This window comes from Pseudoalteromonas sp. BSi20652 (assembly GCF_000239855.1).
Lineage (GTDB): Bacteria > Pseudomonadota > Gammaproteobacteria > Enterobacterales > Alteromonadaceae > Pseudoalteromonas.
Map to the genome: position 1 here is coordinate 1 of NZ_BADT01000151.1, position 16,285 is coordinate 16,285.

Consider the following 16,285-nt stretch of genomic DNA (forward strand, 5'->3'; position numbering starts at 1 on the left):
AAAAGTGCCACAAAGGTTAGTAGGGGAGTAAAGAAAGTATTGCTCTGTTTTTGTTAAATGATGGCTGCATCATAATCCTCGAAACCAGTTAATTTACAACAGCCAAAATTCCTCTTTTAGCTGAATTTAGCAAATCTACCTAATATGTTAATCAATAACAAAATTAGGAGAGTGCAGCGCCCGCAAGCCAAAGACCAAATCGACGCGAAAGAGAAGTTTAAATGTATAGATGGCTAAAGTAAACTGGTATTGTTATTATTATTTAATTAAAGGGGTACCTGACTATTGCATGACTTTTAGATAATATCTACAAAGTAACGCTATTTTCAGCGATTAATATTTGTCCAGCTGCATAAAAATGCCCAAGCGCGTATTTGCAATGCACAGGATGTATGGCTAATAAACGGATTCAAATTAAATTAGGTAAAAACCATGACTACAAATCGAATAGGTGTTTTTGGTGCTAACGGTAGAATGGGCTTAGCTCTATTAGAAGCCGCGACAATTAAAGAGCAAACACAACTTACAGGTGCATACGTTCGTAGCAGTTCATCGTTATTAGGTATTAATGTAAACCAAGTAAATAGTGCAGCCGATAACAGTGTTAGCTTTAGCGAAGAAACCACAATAGATAATGTAGATGTTTTAATCGACTTTACACTTCCTGCTGGTATGAAAAACCATTTAAAAACGGCGGTAACACAAAAAATCCCTATGGTTATTGGCACAACGGGTTTAACCAGTGACGATATGAGTTTATTACACGATGCCGCAAAGCATATTCCTATTGTATTTGCGCGAAACTTCAGTGTAGGCGTTAATGTGTTACTGAACCTTGTGCAAACCGCAGCGACTAAATTTGGCGATGATTTAGACATCGAAATATTTGAAGCGCATCATCGTCATAAAATCGATGCACCATCGGGCACTGCATTAGCCATTGGAGAATCAATTGCACACGCTAAAGGCTGGGACCATGATGAGGTTGCAGTATATGACCGTAGCCAAGTGGAAACGGCTAAATCGCAAAACGAAATTGGTTATTCGGTCCTAAGAGGGGGCGATATAGTAGGTGAACATACCGCATACTTCGCTACAATGGGCGAAAGGCTTGAATTAACCCACAAAGCGAGTTCAAGAATGACCTTTGCACTAGGTGCTATAAGAGCTGCAGGCTGGTTGAAAAACAAACCAGCAGGACTTTATGATATGCAAGATGTACTCGATTTAAAGTAGTTTAGTGTCTATTTTAGGTGTTTGGCTCTAATTTTAGCTAAAAGCACTTATTTATTACAACTTACTAAATAATGTTAGACCTAAAAGCTAACTTAATGTAATATGCAGCCAATTTGCCAAAAATTACTAAATGCGTGTTTCCAATTATACCCAAGTGGCTAGTAAATCCAGGGTTTCAGTGGGAATGAAAATAGTTTTAGGCAAGAAAAAATGATTGACGGTTTAGTGCTTTACATCTACATCATTTGAGACTGCGTAAAATAATTTAAGCTCACAAAAATCTGGTTTTGACGATCCCTCTGGGTATTGGCGGGGTGTTAAGCAATTGCTTACTCCCGTTTTTTACTGTTAGGAGGTTTAACTTGACTAAATCCGCTCTGTTAGTCCTAGAAGACGGCACAGTGTTTCGCGGTACTGCAATCGGCGCTGACGGCATGTCAGTCGGTGAAGTAGTATTCAATACGTCTATGACTGGTTATCAAGAAATTTTGACTGATCCATCATACGCGGAACAAATCGTAACTTTGACGTACCCACATATCGGTAATACGGGTACCAACAGCGAAGACGAAGAAGCGAATCAAATTTGGGCTAAAGGCCTAGTGATCCGTGATTTGCCACTGCTAGCAAGTAATTTTCGTAACGAGCAATCGTTAGATGATTACTTAAAAGAACGTAATATTTTAGGTATTGCGGACATCGACACCAGAAAGTTAACTCGAATTTTGCGTGATAAAGGCGCACAAAACGGGTGTATTATTGCTGGCGACGAGCTAGACGAAAATAAAGCGCTACAAGCCGCGCAAGCCTTCCCAGGCTTAAAAGGCATGGATTTAGCAAAAGTTGTCTCAACCAAGGAAAATTTTGAGTGGCGCGAATCAAGCTGGACATTAGGCGAAGGATTTAAAACCCTTGATGCTGCTGATGAAAAGTTTCATGTTGTTGCCTACGATTTCGGTGTAAAGCGTAATATTTTACGTATGCTTGTAGACCGTGGCTGTAAACTTACAGTCGTACCAGCGCAAACCCCAGCCGCTGACGTACTGGCTTTAAACCCTGATGGTATCTTCCTATCTAATGGCCCTGGCGATCCTGAGCCATGTACTTACGCTATTGATGCAATTAAAACCTTTTTAGAAACCGACACACCAATTTTTGGTATCTGTTTAGGTCATCAGTTATTAGCCCTTGCCTCAGGTGCTAAAACAGAAAAAATGAAATTTGGCCACCACGGCGCTAACCACCCAGTTAAAGACCTAGACCGCGATGTAGTTATGATCACAGCTCAAAACCATGGTTTTGCAGCTCAAGAGTCAAGCCTGCCAAGTACGCTTCGTGCCACGCACAAATCGTTATTTGACGGAACGCTTCAAGGTATTCATCGTACTGATAAACCTGCGTTTAGCTTCCAGGGTCACCCTGAAGCAAGCCCTGGTCCGCACGATGCAGCCCCATTATTTGACCACTTCATCGATTTGATGCAAGCGCGTAAACACTAATTTAACTGGAGTAATAATGCCAAAACGTACCGACATAAAAAGCATTCTTATCTTAGGCGCAGGCCCAATTGTAATTGGTCAAGCTTGTGAATTTGACTACTCTGGTGCTCAAGCGTGTAAAGCACTTAGGGAAGAAGGCTACAGAGTTATATTAGTTAACTCAAACCCTGCAACTATCATGACCGACCCTGATATGGCCGATGCAACCTACATCGAACCCATTCACTGGGAAGTGGTAGAAAAAATTATTGAAAAAGAAAAGCCAGATGCAGTACTGCCTACAATGGGTGGTCAAACAGCTTTAAACTGTGCACTTGATTTAGACAAGCACGGTGTGCTGGCTAAGCACGGCGTTGAGCTAATTGGTGCAACGGCGGATGCAATCGACAAAGCAGAAAACCGTGAACGCTTTGACGTAGCAATGAAAAATATTGGTCTTGAATGTCCTCGTGCTGAGATTGCTCACTCTATGGATGAAGCCAAAGACATCATAACGCGCATTGGTTTACCATGTATTATCAGGCCTTCTTTTACTATGGGCGGCACCGGCGGCGGTGTGGCGTATAACTTAGAAGAGTTTGAAGAAATTTGTGAACGTGGCTTAGATTTATCACCAACGAACGAATTACTAATTGATGAATCACTCATTGGTTGGAAAGAGTACGAGACAGAAGTTGTACGTGATAAAAACGACAACTGTATTATTGTTTGTACCATTGAAAACTTTGACCCTATGGGTGTTCACACTGGCGATTCAATCACCGTTGCACCAGCGCAAACGCTAACCGACAAAGAATACCAAATTATGCGTAACGCCTCTATGGCGGTATTACGTGAAATTGGTGTAGAAACTGGCGGTTCGAACGTACAGTTTGGTATTAATCCTGAAGATGGCCGTATGGTTATCATTGAGATGAACCCACGCGTATCACGTTCATCTGCACTTGCATCAAAAGCAACGGGTTTCCCAATTGCTAAAATTGCAGCAAAACTAGCAGTAGGTTATACGCTTGACGAGCTACAAAATGATATTACTGGCGGTAAAACTCCAGCATCTTTTGAGCCTTCAATCGACTACGTTGTAACAAAAATTCCTCGCTTTAACTTTGAAAAATTTGCCGGTGCTAACGACCGCTTAACTACGCAAATGAAATCGGTTGGCGAAGTAATGGCAATTGGTCGTAACCAACAAGAGTCATTACAAAAAGCATTACGTGGCCTTGAAGTGGGCGCAACAGGTTTTAACCCAATAGTTGCACTTGATGACCCTAAAGCGAAAGAAAAAATCATCCGCGAATTACGCGAACCAGGTGCTGAGCGTATCTGGTACATTGCCGATGCAATGCGCCATGGTATGAGCGTTGATGATGTTTATGAGCTGACTAAAGTTAACCGCTGGTTCTTAGTACAAATAGAAGATATTTTAAAAGACGAGGCAAAAATTGGTGAAGTAGGTATGGCTGGTTTAAATGCCGATTTCCTACGTAAACTTAAACGTAAAGGCTTTGCAGATCCGCGTATAGCTGAAATTGCAGGTGTATCTGAAGCTGAAATTCGTAAAAAACGTCATTTATTAAACATCGTGCCAGTATACAAACGTGTTGATACGTGCGCCGCAGAATTTAGCTCAGACACTGCTTACATGTATTCAACTTACGATGAAGAGTGTGAAGCTAACCCAACAGATCGTGATAAAATCATGGTTATTGGTGGTGGTCCAAACCGTATCGGTCAAGGTATTGAGTTTGATTACTGTTGTGTACATGCCTCGCTTGCGCTTCGCGAAGACGGTTTTGAGACTATTATGGTTAACTGTAACCCTGAAACGGTATCTACCGATTACGATACATCAGACAGACTATACTTTGAACCAATTACGCTTGAAGACGTACTCGAAATCGTACGTGTTGAAAAGCCAAAAGGCGTTATCGTACAGTACGGTGGTCAAACACCACTTAAGCTAGCGCGTGAGCTTGAAGCCAATGGCGTACCAGTGATTGGTACTTCACCTGATGCGATTGACCGTGCAGAAGACCGCGAACGCTTTCAACAACTTGTTGAGCGTTTGAACTTACTTCAGCCAGAAAATGCTACAGTAACTTCAACTGAAGAAGCACTACTTAAATCAGTTGAAATTGGTTTCCCATTAGTTGTGCGCCCGTCGTACGTACTAGGTGGTCGTGCAATGGAAATTGTATACGACGAAGATGATTTACGTCGCTACATGACCGAAGCTGTACAAGCATCAAACGAAGCACCTGTATTACTGGATCGTTTCTTAGATAACGCAATTGAAGTTGACGTTGACGCAATTTGTGACGGCGAGCAAGTAATCATCGGCGGTATCATGGAGCACATTGAGCAAGCGGGTGTTCACTCAGGTGACTCAGCATGTTCATTACCAGCACATTCTTTATCGCAAGAAGTGCAAGATGTAATGCGCAAGCAAGTAACCGACATGGCGCTTGAGCTTGGTGTTGTTGGCTTGATGAATACACAGTTTGCAGTGAAAGATGGCAAAGTATATTTAATTGAAGTTAACCCGCGTGCTGCACGTACTGTACCGTTTGTATCAAAAGCAACCGGTGTAGCGCTTGCAAAAGTGGCGGCTCGTTGTATGGCAGGGCAGTCTTTAGCAAGCCAAGGTATTACTAAAGAAGTGATCCCTCCTTATTACAGTGTTAAAGAAGTTGTTTTACCATTTGCTAAGTTTCAGGGAGTGGATCCAATCCGTGGTCCTGAAATGCGTTCAACGGGTGAAGTGATGGGTATTGGTGATACTTTCGCCGAAGCATTCGCAAAAGCACAATTAGGTGCAAGCAACACTTTACCACGCGGTGGTCGCGCGCTATTATCTGTTCGTAATAGCGATAAGCCACGTATTGTTGAATTAGCCAAAATCATGACCGACTTAGGTTTTGAACTTGACGCAACAGGTGGCACGGCACAAGCTCTTGAAGAAGCTGGCATTGAAGTACGACGTGTAAACAAAGTATATGAAGGCCGCCCACATATTCTTGATTATATCAAGAATAAAGAGTACAGCTATATCGTTAATACCACCGAAGGTCGCCAAGCGATCGAAGATTCGAAGGTGTTACGTCGTGGTGCATTGCAAAATAAAACCAACTATACGACAACCTTGAACGCGGCTTTTGCTAACTGTACTGCTAACAAAGCAGATGACCGTAGTAAAGTAACGTCAGTTCAAGAGCTACACCTGCGATTGAACTAAGGAAATGTGCCAAGGCCAACTAGGGCCTTGGTGTTAAGTGAGAAAAGTATGCAATCAATTCCGATGACAGTTCGTGGCGCAGATCTACTGCGCAAAGAGCTTAACGAATTAAAAACAGTTACCCGTCCAAGAATTATCGCCGACATTGCTGTTGCGCGTGAACACGGTGACTTAAAAGAAAACGCTGAGTACCACGCTGCGCGTGAGCAACAGGGTTTTTGTGAAGGTCGTATTCAAGAAATTGAAGCTAAACTTTCAAATGTTCAGATAATTGACGTAACTAAAATGCCAAATACGGGAAAAGTTATTTTTGGTACTACAGTAACTATAGTAAATGTAGATACTGATGCTGAAGTAAAATACCGTATTGTAGGCGATGATGAAGCAGACATTAAAAACAATTTAATTTCTGTTAATTCACCGATTGCACGTGGCTTAATTGGTAAACAAATGGATGATGCTGTGTCTATTCAAACGCCAAAAGGTATCGTTGAGTACGAAATCATTGAAGTTGAGTATCTTTAACGTATAACTCACTTTAACGTTTTAAATAAAAACCGATGTAATTACATCGGTTTTTTATGCCTGTAATTTAACCTTTCATGGTAGGCGCGTTTGTACAGTATTCATATTCTATAAATATGGTCTATGTTGATATAGTAGGTAATTATATCAACTTATTAAAAACATGAGCATTTAGCGCATCAAATAACTCACTGATTTAATGTAATTGGTATTAACGTATTCTCTAAAAAGGAAAATATATGGCTAATATACTTTACCCAGCGCCTTTAAAAGTAGGATCAAAAATAGCAATTTGTTCGCTTTCTGCGGGTGTAAAAGCTAAATATCATGAACGGTTAGACATAGTTATTAATGGATTAAAACATCGAGGATATAAGGTTGTTGAAGGCGAGTTTTTACGTCAAAGCAAACCGCATGGACAGCTTAATGCTAAAGCGCACGCTCAGCAGTTAATGGGTTTTTATTAGATGATGAGATAGATGTAATTATGCCTCCATTTGGTGGCGAGTTGGCAATGGAAATACTGCCCCTACTTGATTTTAACGCAATTAAAGAAGCAAAGCCTAAATGGCTTGTTGGGTTCTCAGATGTTAGCACCATTGCATGTGCACTTACTGCTAGGTGCCAATGGGCAACATTACACAGTGCTAATCTTATGCAGTTACATCCTGATGAAAAAAGCCCTTATTGCCTGCAAATATTTGAAACACTGAGTTATGAAGCGGGTAGCAAGTTTGAGCAAGCACCGTCATCGTGTTATCAAAAAAACAGACTTGATTACGCACAAACTCCCAATGCATTGTTTGATTACACCGAGCCTACACAATGGCAGTGTTTAAATTACTTTGATGCACGCACTATTGAAATGTCGGGTCGCTTATTTGGTGGGTGTTTAGACACCGTTGGCTTATTGCTCGATTCTCCATTTTTGGCACTACATGAATTTAAAAAGCACAGTGCACCCGAAGGGCTTATTTTATACCTAGAAAACTCAGAGCTGACGCCAACAACCGTTGCACGATTTTTACTCTCATTAAAACTCGCGGGTATATTTGACGATATAAACGGTATTATTATCGGTCGTAGCGAAATCACTCAAGGTCAAGATACTTCTTTTGATTACCGCCACGCGCTTGATGTTGCACTAGGTGGGTGTTTATTCCCTGTAATTTTTGATGCCGATATAGGTCATGTTCCACCTAACTTAAATTTAGTAAACGGCGCTACTTGTACAATTACCGCTGAACTAAATGAAGGTAAAGTAGTTAAAGCTTCATTAAATACCGAGCTTTGTTAGAGGTTGACTCCTTATCTTTGATGAGTAATTAGGTTAAAGGGTATAATAAGCCCACTTTTATAGCGCTTTAGTTATAAAAGTAAATTCTCAGGGCGGGGTGAAATTCCCTACCAGCGGTATGTTTATTGTTATTTATAACTTAAACGAGCCCGCGAGCGCTTTATTTAACCTAGGTTCAGTAAAGGTCAAGCAGATCTGATGAGATGCCAGAGCCGACGGTTACAGTCCGGATGAAAGAGAATATGGCTCATTATACTAATACCAATTTTATTAAAGACGCGATCATTGTATCGCGTTAAGTGAGCTATTTTTTAGCGTTATAATAGGTCACTAATTTAATGCCGCTGGTATAACAGTGTGCGCTGCTTTTTGTTATTTTATTTAAGCTATTTTGATAGTATGTATCCTCAACGCCGGTGCTACCCTGGTTTAAAGCATAGTCCTAGACATATTTTGGTAGCTCAGCAGCTTGCAAATTGGATTGACTCTCCTCGCAGCACTGCATTTGGTACTAAAAAAGTAATTAAAGGGGGCGCTTTATCCAAGTTGAAAGATAAAAAAGGAATTATATTTATAATGAATGGCTGGGGTAGTACTGATCACATTGACTTATGGGATGGGGAGTACCTAAAAGGTGGTAACACAGATTGGCTGAATTTAGGTGATGAGATCTGGTTTTGGGAAATTTTAGTATGAGAAATAAATTAACATTTAGCTCTATGTTACTTTTATTTTCTTGTTCAAATATAAACGCTAGCATACTTTTGGATGCTGAAATTTGCGAAGTGTCAATGGACAATAATAGTGAAAAACTAAAGTTGTCACCTCCATGCTCATTAGTCAAAACTGAAAATGGCAAGAAATTTTTTTCAATTTAATGAAAGTAAAATTTATATTATTTCTGGAGCCCCGGCTAAATTAGAGAAATTAAAAAGATGGCCAGTAAAAGAGAGTGATAGATGTTCACTGGAATATCAGGCTGTTATAGTCGTTAGTAATAAATTTTCTCTATCTAAATTGAAAGATAAAGGTTTAGTGTGTACTGATATTGGTTTAGATGAAAAGTTTTATCAACAATTTGTCCAATATTAATCTATGAGAGGGTAGTACAGTTTTCTCGCTTACTCCATATACCTTACTGATTATAAAAACCACTTATTAAAATAAGTGGTTTAATTGAAAACTGTTATTAATATAGTATTACTTATAAAATCTGAATAACTTGCTCTTTTGCCAAGCGAGATTTAGGTAGCTTAGCATTATAATCTTCAGCGCTATCATGGTAGCCAAGTACTAATGCTACATCGCATACGTAACCATTGAGTTCTTTTTCAAAAACTTCGCCAATCAGCTGTGCATCTACGCCTTCCATTGGAGTTGAGTCAATGCCTAAACGCGCCGCTACATGCATAGTGTTACCCAGTGCAATGTACGTCTGTGCTTTTGTCCACTGTGCGTTATTGCCTTGCTCATCAGTATTCATATCAACAAACGCGAAAGCGCCAAAAGCTTGTTCACGATTTTCTGTTTTAGTACGACCATTTTTAATATCTGCATCGATTACTTGTGCGTAATCATCGCGGGTATATTTAGGATTGTGAGCAAATAATATTATATGCGAAGCTGTTTTAATGTGTGGCTGGTTAAACGCAAATTTATTAGCAAATGTACTATGCATACGCTCTTTAGCCTCATCAGATTCAATAACTATAAACTTCCAAGGCTGCGAGTTAATAGATGAAGGAGACAATCGCATAGCCTCATAAATAACGGCTAAATCGTCTTGCGATACGCGCTTAGTGGCGTCGTAACGTTTTGCAGTGTAGCGTTTTTCTAAGTCATTAATAATTGGGTGAGCCATTTTTAATCTCCAAAAGTTATAGGGTTTGCGATTAAAAGTACGTGTTAATTACTTTATGCGAAGATAATACAGCTTGCTTTGCATTAGATAAACAGCATAATTATTGAATCATTATCAAATATAAATAGATAATATGAACATAGAAGATTTAAAACTTATTTTAAAAGTCGCTGAGTTTAGAAGTATTACGCTTGCAGCTGCTAAGTTAGATATGCGTACAGCCACAGCAAGTGCTGCTATTAAACGTGTTGAGTCAGCGCTTGGTAGTGAGCTATTTATCCGTACCACTCGTTATTTGAGGTTGTCGGCTGCTGGAGAGCGCTACATACCACAATGTGAACAGGCTCTAGCAGTGCTTGAGCTCGCAAAGCAAAACCTTAAAGGTGAGCACGACGAAATAGAAGGGGAATTGCGTGTAGCCCTTTCATCTGACTTAGGGCGTAACCTAGTGATCCCATGGATTGATGAACTTATGGACACTTACCCAAAGTTAAGTTTAAGAACGCATATTAGTGATAGTAATATCGACTTTTATCGCGATTCAGTTGATATAGCACTTCGTTATGGCTCACCTAGTGATGCTAGCGTTTATGGTTTTAAAATTTGTAACGTACCGCGTTTATTATGTGCAACTGACGAATATCTCTTACAAAATGGGACTCCTGTGCATCCCGATGATTTAGCGTCCCATCAAGGTTTGTTTTATCAGTTGCAGGATATTATAAATAATACGTGGGAATTTACTGATGGTGAGTCAAAATATAAAGTTAAAATGGATGGCAGGCGCGCCTCAAACGATGGTGATTTAGTAAGGCGCTGGTGCGTTGCGGGTAAAGGCTTGGCTGTAAAGTCGGCTCTAGATATGGCCGATGATTTACTCAATGACAAAGTGGTTACTGTAATGCCAAAATACCAACATATTGGTGGTGAACTTTGGCTTATTTGCCCAAGTAGGCAGTCAATAACCCCAGCGGTGCGTTTACTTCGTGATGAATGCAGAGCAAAATCACAGGCTATTTTGCAGCAGTTGGTCAATAAAGGAATTATTGATAAAAGCGTACTGAGCTAATTAAGGAAGAGTTATGCAAGTTGACGATATTAGAATTTTTATTCCCTGTAAAAATTATGAGCAATCTCAGCGCTTTTATTAAGCGCTTGAATTTAAGGTTGAAGATGCCTCAAATGATTTATGTGTGTGTACTTTTGGCGAATGTACGTTCTTTTTACAGCGTTATTATAATAAAACGTTTGCTGAAAACTTAATGCTGCAACTTTGTGTGTTAAATATAGGCAAAGCATACGAACTCATTAGTAACCTAAACGGTTTTGATATCCGCTTTGAGGGTATAAAACAAGAACCTTGGGGTAGCGTTATTTACTTATGGGGACCATCAGGTGAGCTTTGGCACGTAACTGAATTAAATTAAAAATAAAAAGGAATAAATATGAGAATTAATAAATATATAATTATTTTTATGGCGACCTTACTTGCTTCTTGTAGTTCGTTTGTGAGTAACAATACAGGTAAAAATACGCAATCTAGTAGCTTAATGGATTTCTTATATCCTGATCAACAAAGCCGCTCTACCTATAAACCTGAAATACCTGTTTTAAAACTCCCTGTTACCGTCGGAATTGCATTTGTACCGTCTAAAAACTGGCAGCCAGACGGGTTAGAAACCCAAAACCAAGTCGAGTTACTCGAAAAAGTAAAAAAGTCATTTCTACAATATGATTACATTGACCGCATTGAAGTTATACCAAGTACCTATTTAAAAGGGGGTGAAGGCTTCGCAACACTCGAGCAAGTCGGGAGGCTTTACGATGTAGATGTAATGGCACTGGTTTCATATGATCAAGTTACGCAATCTTATGAAAATAATGCAGCCTTACTTTATTGGACAATAGTGGGTATGTACGTTATTCCAGGTAATGAAAATACAATTCAAACCTTTGTGGATACAGCTGTTTTTGATATTAAAAGTAGAAAAATGCTATTTAGAGCACCTGGTATAAGTAAGCTTGAAAAAAGAACAACAGCAATAGGTATTGATGAAACGTTATCTGAAAAGTCAGCTGAAGGTTTTAATCTAGCGGTTAGTGATATGAGTACTAATTTAGATGCAGAACTAGCAAGGTTTAAAACACGTGTTAAAGAAGAAAAAATTGCAAAAATAGAAAATAAAGATGGCTCGAGCAGTGCAGGGGCGTTTAGTGTATTTTTTCTGTTTTTAACATCGCTACTTGTTTTAAAGCGCAGAAACATAAATAGCTAAATCTCTACATAACTAAGTCGTTAAATACTTAAATTTAAAAAGCCACATTATTCACTTATGCGGCGTTTTTTTTGGTACCTAGCTTAATTTTTCATTAAAAAACGATAAGGTACGTTGCCATGCAAGCTCGGCATTGTCCTTATCATAGCGACCTGTCGAGTCATTATGAAAACCATGATTTGCCCCTTTATACATATGCATAGTGTATTCAACGTTATTAGCTTTTAAATCTTGTTCGTACTGTGGCCACGACGCGTTTACACGTTTATCAAGCTCGCCCAATTGAATCATTAATGGTGCTTTTATGTTTTTACGTAAACTTTCACTGGCAGGAGTACCATAAAAAGGCACGCCAGCGCTGAGTAAATCACTATCAACGGCTGCTAAGTAATTAACAATATAACCCCCAAAACAAAAGCCTACGGCGCCTAACTTACCGTTACTGTTAGGATGCGCTTTTAAAAAGTGAGCAGCGGCTACAAAGTCGTTTTGAATTTTAGCTCTGTCCATGGTGCGTTGCATTGCACGGCCTTCATCGTCATTGCCCGGGTAACCACCAAGCGGGAAGAGTGCATCGGGTGCAAAGGCAATAAACCCTTTTTTGGCTAAGCGCCTTGCTACATCTTTTATGTAAGGGTTTAAACCACGGTTTTCGTGAATAACTAAAACAACAGGCAACTTACCCTCAATTTTGCTTGGAACTGCTAAGTAACCTTTACCTTTACCTTTACCGTGCCCGTCTGGCGAATCAAATTCTTCGTACGTTGCTTTAATATCATCGTCATTAAACGACACTTGTTCAGCCAATGCGTAATTAGGTAATAATGCTGAGGTAAGTACAGCCATCGAAAAGCCAAGCGCAGCAAGACCACCGAGTTTTTTCATAAATGTACGACGATCCATTAAACCGTGAGCGTATTCGTCATACCAATCAAAGGCTTCTTGAGGAATGTGATCAGAGGGAGATGTATTCATGGCTGTTCCTTAATTTTATTATGTTTATTTGTTATTTAAATACCATAACGTATTAGGGATAAAAAACGAGCAATATTTCTATCAATTATTAGGACTGTTAATTAATCCTGCTTGTTAAACAATGGGAAGTAGAGACAGTATTAGCAAATAGTTGAAGGTTATTTTTAAAGTATTAATAAAAAGCTCGGCATATAATATGCCGAGCTTTTTTGGTTGGGATGTTACTTAATTTAGCTATTAGTAGGCGCTGGTTGGGCATCTACTAGTGGTGGCTTGCCACGCATTTTACGTACTAATCGTTTTGCATCTTCTAGTGCAACATACTGGCACGGTATAAGTATCAGTGTAATTACTGTGGCAAATAACACACCAAAAGCAAGTGATACAGCCATTGGGATAACAATTTTAGCTTGTAAACTCGTTTCAAAAATAATTGGCATTACACCAATAAAGGTAGTGATTGAGGTAAGTAATATCGCTCTAAAGCGACGAGCACCGGCTTGCATTACAGCATCCTTAATCGCAACACCTTCAGCGCGTGCTTTGTTTACAAAATCAACCATAACGAGGGAATCGTTTACGACCACACCCGCTACAGCAATTATGCCAAACATCGATAAGCTACTCATGGTCATACCTAAAATCATATGCCCAAACATCGCGCCCACTACACCAAACGGAATAACCGACATTATAATAAGTGGCTGCGAGTAAGATCGAAGCGGAATGGCTAACAAGGCAAATATAATCATCATTGATATACCAAAATCACGAAGCTGCTCTGAAGCGCTATCCATTTCTTCTTGAATGCGCCCAGCTACATCACTTGTAACGCCAGGGTAACTTTTAAGTAATGTTGGTAAGTATTCATCACGAATTTCTTCTGCAATAGCAAATGGTTCGGCTTGGTCGGTATTTACCGCAGCCCATACATTTACAGTACGTTTAGAGTTTTCGCGGCGAATACGGTTTACACCGTCAACCAGCTTAACTTCGGCTACTTCACTTAGCGGTACTTCAGCGCCTGTAGGCGTAATAATACGCACACTTGCGATGTCACTTATTGAGTTACGTTCGTCTTCTGGATAGCGAATCATGACTTTAATTTCTTCGCCTTCACGCAATATTCGCTGCGCTTCTAAGCCGTAGTAACTAAAGCTAACTTGCGATGCGACATCAGCAAGCGTTAAACCCATGCTGTAAGCGAGTGGTTTTAAATCAAGTTGCACTTCGTCGGTAGCGCTTTGCATTGAATCGTTTACGTCGCCAACGCCTTCCATTGTTTGTAATTTGGCTTTTAATTTACCAGCCACTTCTTTTAGCTCGTCAGCATTTTTGCCTTCAAGTTTAAAGCTAACGTCGCCATCATCTCGACCGCCATTCATTATACTGTCTTGAATGGTCATGGTTTTAATGCCTGGTAAAGCGGGCATTTGCTCACGCCATAATGCACTTAGGGCAAAGGTATCGATAGGGCGTAAATCAGGCTCTACCAAAATGGCCATAATATTTGCTTGCGTTCGTCCGCGCAGACTTACCGATAAATCGCGGATCATCGGTTTACCGTATTGCTCTTGTAGTTGCTGATCGACCTTTAACAACACGCTTTCTATTTTACGTGCGGTTTCAAGCGTTGCTTGCTCAGATGAAGCAAGGTTCATTTCAATATCAATACGTGGAAAGTCGTGCGGTATTTTAGGGTTTGGTACAAACTTAACTAAACCACCTGCAAACATACCTGCGCTTACAATAAGCAAACACATAAAGCCAACAATTACGGTATAGCGATAATGAATACAGCGGCTAACAAAAGGAAGGTAGTAGTTATTTACAAAGCCTTTTAAACCACTATCAATCACCATACGCAAACGATGTAATGGGTTTTTAGGGTTTGGTTTACGTGGGTTCATTGCTGCAATATGCGCAGGTAAAATAAGTTTTGATTCAATGAGTGAAAAAATCAAGCATAAAATAATCACGCCACCAATGGCCTTAGAAAAAGCAGCGCCAGGGCCGGTTGCGAGTGTTTGAGGTAAAAATGCCGCAATAGTCGTTAGTACACCAAAGGTTGCTGGCATCGCAACACGTTTTACGCCGCGTACTACGTTATCAAGTGTATGGCCGTATTTTTCTATTTCGGCACTGGCTGACTCGCCCACAACTATGGCGTCATCAACAACAATCCCGAGCACAAGTATAAAGGCAAAAAGAGAGGCTAGGTTAATTGTTACATCTAAAAAGCCAATAGGCATAAACAAAAAGGCGCCTAAAAACGAAACCGGTAAGCCCATCATTACCCAAAATGCTAAGCGTAGCGGTAAAAATAGTGCCAGCACTATCATTACTAACAAGCCACCCCAAATCATGTTATCGACCATCATATCAAGTCGACCTTCAAGGTAGTAAGTTAAATCAACAATAGGAGAGAGCTTAACGCCTGCAGGTAAAATTGGCTCTTTAGTTGCCATGTAGCTTTTAAGTACTTTTGCTACATCGGTAATGTCTTGATCTTTTGATGCGTTAACTTCAAACGAGAGTGAGTTTTTACCATTGTATTTTGAATATTGTAGACCTTCTTCAAAGCCGTCGTTAATGGTTGCTACATCGCCTAAATAAATTTGTGCGCCATCAGCAAGGGTAATAAGGGGAAGTTTTTCAAACTCAAAGCCACGGTAGGCTTGTTTTTCAACACGCATCGAAATATAACCGTTTTCAGAGCGTATTTGCCCCGCCGACATATTGGCCGAAAAGTTTTGTACAGCGCCTGCAATATCTCTAAATGTTAAGCCATATTCACGTAGTTTATCTGGGCTGACTTCTATACCAATTTCGTACTCTAAACCGCCGTTAAAATTAACAAGATTCACGTTAGGCAGCGCTTGTAGCTCATCTTTTATATCGTTACCAAGCTCTTTTAACTGGTAGTTACTCATGTCGCCATAAAGTGCGAGTATCATTACTTCTTGCTCAAACTTATCGCGGCGAACAACAGGGCGCTCCATCCCCGCAGGAAAGGTGTTTATTGAATCAACTTGTACTTTAATTTCATCAAGTACTTCTTGTGGGTTGTATTGTTCTTCTATTTCAATCCACGCTTGTGAAAAACCACGGTTAGAGTAAGTAATTAGGCGTTTAATGCCTTCAATACCTTCGAGGTTTTCCTCAACTTTTATGGTTATGCCTTCTTCAACTTCTTGCGGGGCTGCACCTGGGTAAACCGCTTGTACGCTTATCCAGTTACTTTCAAACTGTGGGAACATTTGTTTGCGAATGGTCATTGCCATTAAAATACCACCTACTAATATAAATATCATTAGTAGGTTTGCAGCAACGGGATTTCGGGCAAACCATGCTATTAAACCTGTTTCACGAGTGTTCATG

General features: G+C 40.0%; 12 protein-coding genes, 1 pseudogene and 1 riboswitch. Of the genes and pseudogenes, 10 read left to right on the forward strand and 3 right to left on the reverse strand.

The annotated features are described in order from the left end of the window. Window positions 1–432: 432 nt before the first annotated feature. From dapB to P20652_RS18510, 7 genes and pseudogenes are all read left to right on the forward strand, one after another. Window positions 433–1,236, forward strand: coding sequence for a 4-hydroxy-tetrahydrodipicolinate reductase (dapB, locus tag P20652_RS06520; RefSeq protein WP_008170045.1), 804 nt, complete (start codon window positions 433–435; stop codon window positions 1,234–1,236). A gap of 362 nt (window positions 1,237–1,598) precedes the next feature. Beyond that, a complete protein-coding gene (carA, locus tag P20652_RS06515) occupies window positions 1,599–2,735 on the forward strand; it encodes a glutamine-hydrolyzing carbamoyl-phosphate synthase small subunit (RefSeq protein ID WP_008170046.1) in 1,137 nt (378 codons plus the stop codon). A 16-nt stretch (window positions 2,736–2,751) separates the two neighbouring features. Beyond that, a complete protein-coding gene (gene carB, locus P20652_RS06510) occupies window positions 2,752–5,970 on the forward strand; it encodes a carbamoyl-phosphate synthase large subunit (protein WP_008170047.1) in 3,219 nt (1,072 codons plus the stop codon). 48 nt (window positions 5,971–6,018) lie between these two features. Beyond that, window positions 6,019–6,495 (forward strand): transcription elongation factor GreA, encoded by a 477-nt coding sequence (gene greA, locus P20652_RS06505; RefSeq protein ID WP_008170048.1) that lies wholly within the window; start codon window positions 6,019–6,021, stop codon window positions 6,493–6,495. A 239-nt stretch (window positions 6,496–6,734) separates the two neighbouring features. Then, window positions 6,735–7,792 (forward strand): annotated as a pseudogene (locus P20652_RS18505) (S66 peptidase family protein). A gap of 79 nt (window positions 7,793–7,871) precedes the next feature. Continuing rightward, a riboswitch (FMN riboswitch) is annotated at window positions 7,872–8,038 on the forward strand. Window positions 8,039–8,191: 153 nt separating this feature from the next. Continuing rightward, window positions 8,192–8,488 (forward strand): T6SS effector amidase Tae4 family protein, encoded by a 297-nt coding sequence (locus P20652_RS06500; RefSeq protein ID WP_008170054.1) that lies wholly within the window; start codon window positions 8,192–8,194, stop codon window positions 8,486–8,488. A 156-nt stretch (window positions 8,489–8,644) separates the two neighbouring features. Then, window positions 8,645–8,884 carry a hypothetical protein gene (locus tag P20652_RS18510; RefSeq protein WP_033017617.1) on the forward strand — a complete coding sequence of 80 codons (240 nt, stop codon included), beginning with the start codon at window positions 8,645–8,647 and terminating at the stop codon, window positions 8,882–8,884. A 112-nt stretch (window positions 8,885–8,996) separates the two neighbouring features. Here P20652_RS18510 and P20652_RS06495 read toward each other — a convergent pair whose 3' ends face one another. Continuing rightward, window positions 8,997–9,653 (reverse strand): nitroreductase family protein, encoded by a 657-nt coding sequence (locus P20652_RS06495; protein WP_008170057.1) that lies wholly within the window; start codon window positions 9,651–9,653, stop codon window positions 8,997–8,999. Window positions 9,654–9,786: 133 nt separating this feature from the next. Here P20652_RS06495 and P20652_RS06490 point away from each other — a divergent pair, with 133 nt between their 5' ends. The 3 genes from P20652_RS06490 to rhlP all read left to right on the forward strand — a co-directional run bounded on the left by P20652_RS06490 (window position 9,787) and on the right by rhlP (window position 11,929). Then, window positions 9,787–10,722 carry a LysR family transcriptional regulator gene (locus tag P20652_RS06490; protein ID WP_008170058.1) on the forward strand — a complete coding sequence of 312 codons (936 nt, stop codon included), beginning with the start codon at window positions 9,787–9,789 and terminating at the stop codon, window positions 10,720–10,722. Between the two features lie 124 nt (window positions 10,723–10,846). Then, a complete protein-coding gene (locus P20652_RS18515; protein ID WP_008170059.1) occupies window positions 10,847–11,080 on the forward strand; it encodes a hypothetical protein in 234 nt (77 codons plus the stop codon). A gap of 18 nt (window positions 11,081–11,098) precedes the next feature. Beyond that, window positions 11,099–11,929, forward strand: coding sequence for a rhombotarget lipoprotein (gene rhlP, locus P20652_RS06485; RefSeq protein ID WP_008170061.1), 831 nt, complete (start codon window positions 11,099–11,101; stop codon window positions 11,927–11,929). A gap of 78 nt (window positions 11,930–12,007) precedes the next feature. On the opposite strand, the gene P20652_RS06480 is transcribed toward rhlP, so the two are convergent. After that, window positions 12,008–12,904, reverse strand: a complete 897-nt coding sequence (locus P20652_RS06480; protein ID WP_008170063.1) for a dienelactone hydrolase family protein — start codon at window positions 12,902–12,904, stop codon at window positions 12,008–12,010. A 230-nt stretch (window positions 12,905–13,134) separates the two neighbouring features. Then, the gene (locus P20652_RS06475; protein ID WP_008170065.1) at window positions 13,135–16,284 is read right to left on the reverse strand and encodes an efflux RND transporter permease subunit; all 3,150 of its coding nucleotides are present in this window, start codon (window positions 16,282–16,284) and stop codon (window positions 13,135–13,137) included. Window position 16,285: the final 1 nt, after the last annotated feature.

Excerpts from the sequence above, each read along its gene's own strand:
- dapB (WP_008170045.1), top strand. The coding sequence starts at position 433 with ATGACTACAAATCGAATAGGTGTTTTTGGTGCTAACGGTAGAATGGGC.
- carB (WP_008170047.1), top strand. The coding sequence starts at position 2,752 with ATGCCAAAACGTACCGACATAAAAAGCATTCTTATCTTAGGCGCAGGC.
- greA (WP_008170048.1), top strand. The coding sequence starts at position 6,019 with ATGCAATCAATTCCGATGACAGTTCGTGGCGCAGATCTACTGCGCAAA.
- P20652_RS06500 (WP_008170054.1), top strand. The coding sequence starts at position 8,192 with ATGTATCCTCAACGCCGGTGCTACCCTGGTTTAAAGCATAGTCCTAGA.
- P20652_RS18510 (WP_033017617.1), top strand. The coding sequence starts at position 8,645 with ATGGCAAGAAATTTTTTTCAATTTAATGAAAGTAAAATTTATATTATT.
- P20652_RS06495 (WP_008170057.1), bottom strand. The coding sequence starts at position 9,653 with ATGGCTCACCCAATTATTAATGACTTAGAAAAACGCTACACTGCAAAA.
- P20652_RS06490 (WP_008170058.1), top strand. The coding sequence starts at position 9,787 with ATGAACATAGAAGATTTAAAACTTATTTTAAAAGTCGCTGAGTTTAGA.
- rhlP (WP_008170061.1), top strand. The coding sequence starts at position 11,099 with ATGAGAATTAATAAATATATAATTATTTTTATGGCGACCTTACTTGCT.
- P20652_RS06480 (WP_008170063.1), bottom strand. The coding sequence starts at position 12,904 with ATGAATACATCTCCCTCTGATCACATTCCTCAAGAAGCCTTTGATTGG.
- P20652_RS06475 (WP_008170065.1), bottom strand. The coding sequence starts at position 16,284 with ATGAACACTCGTGAAACAGGTTTAATAGCATGGTTTGCCCGAAATCCC.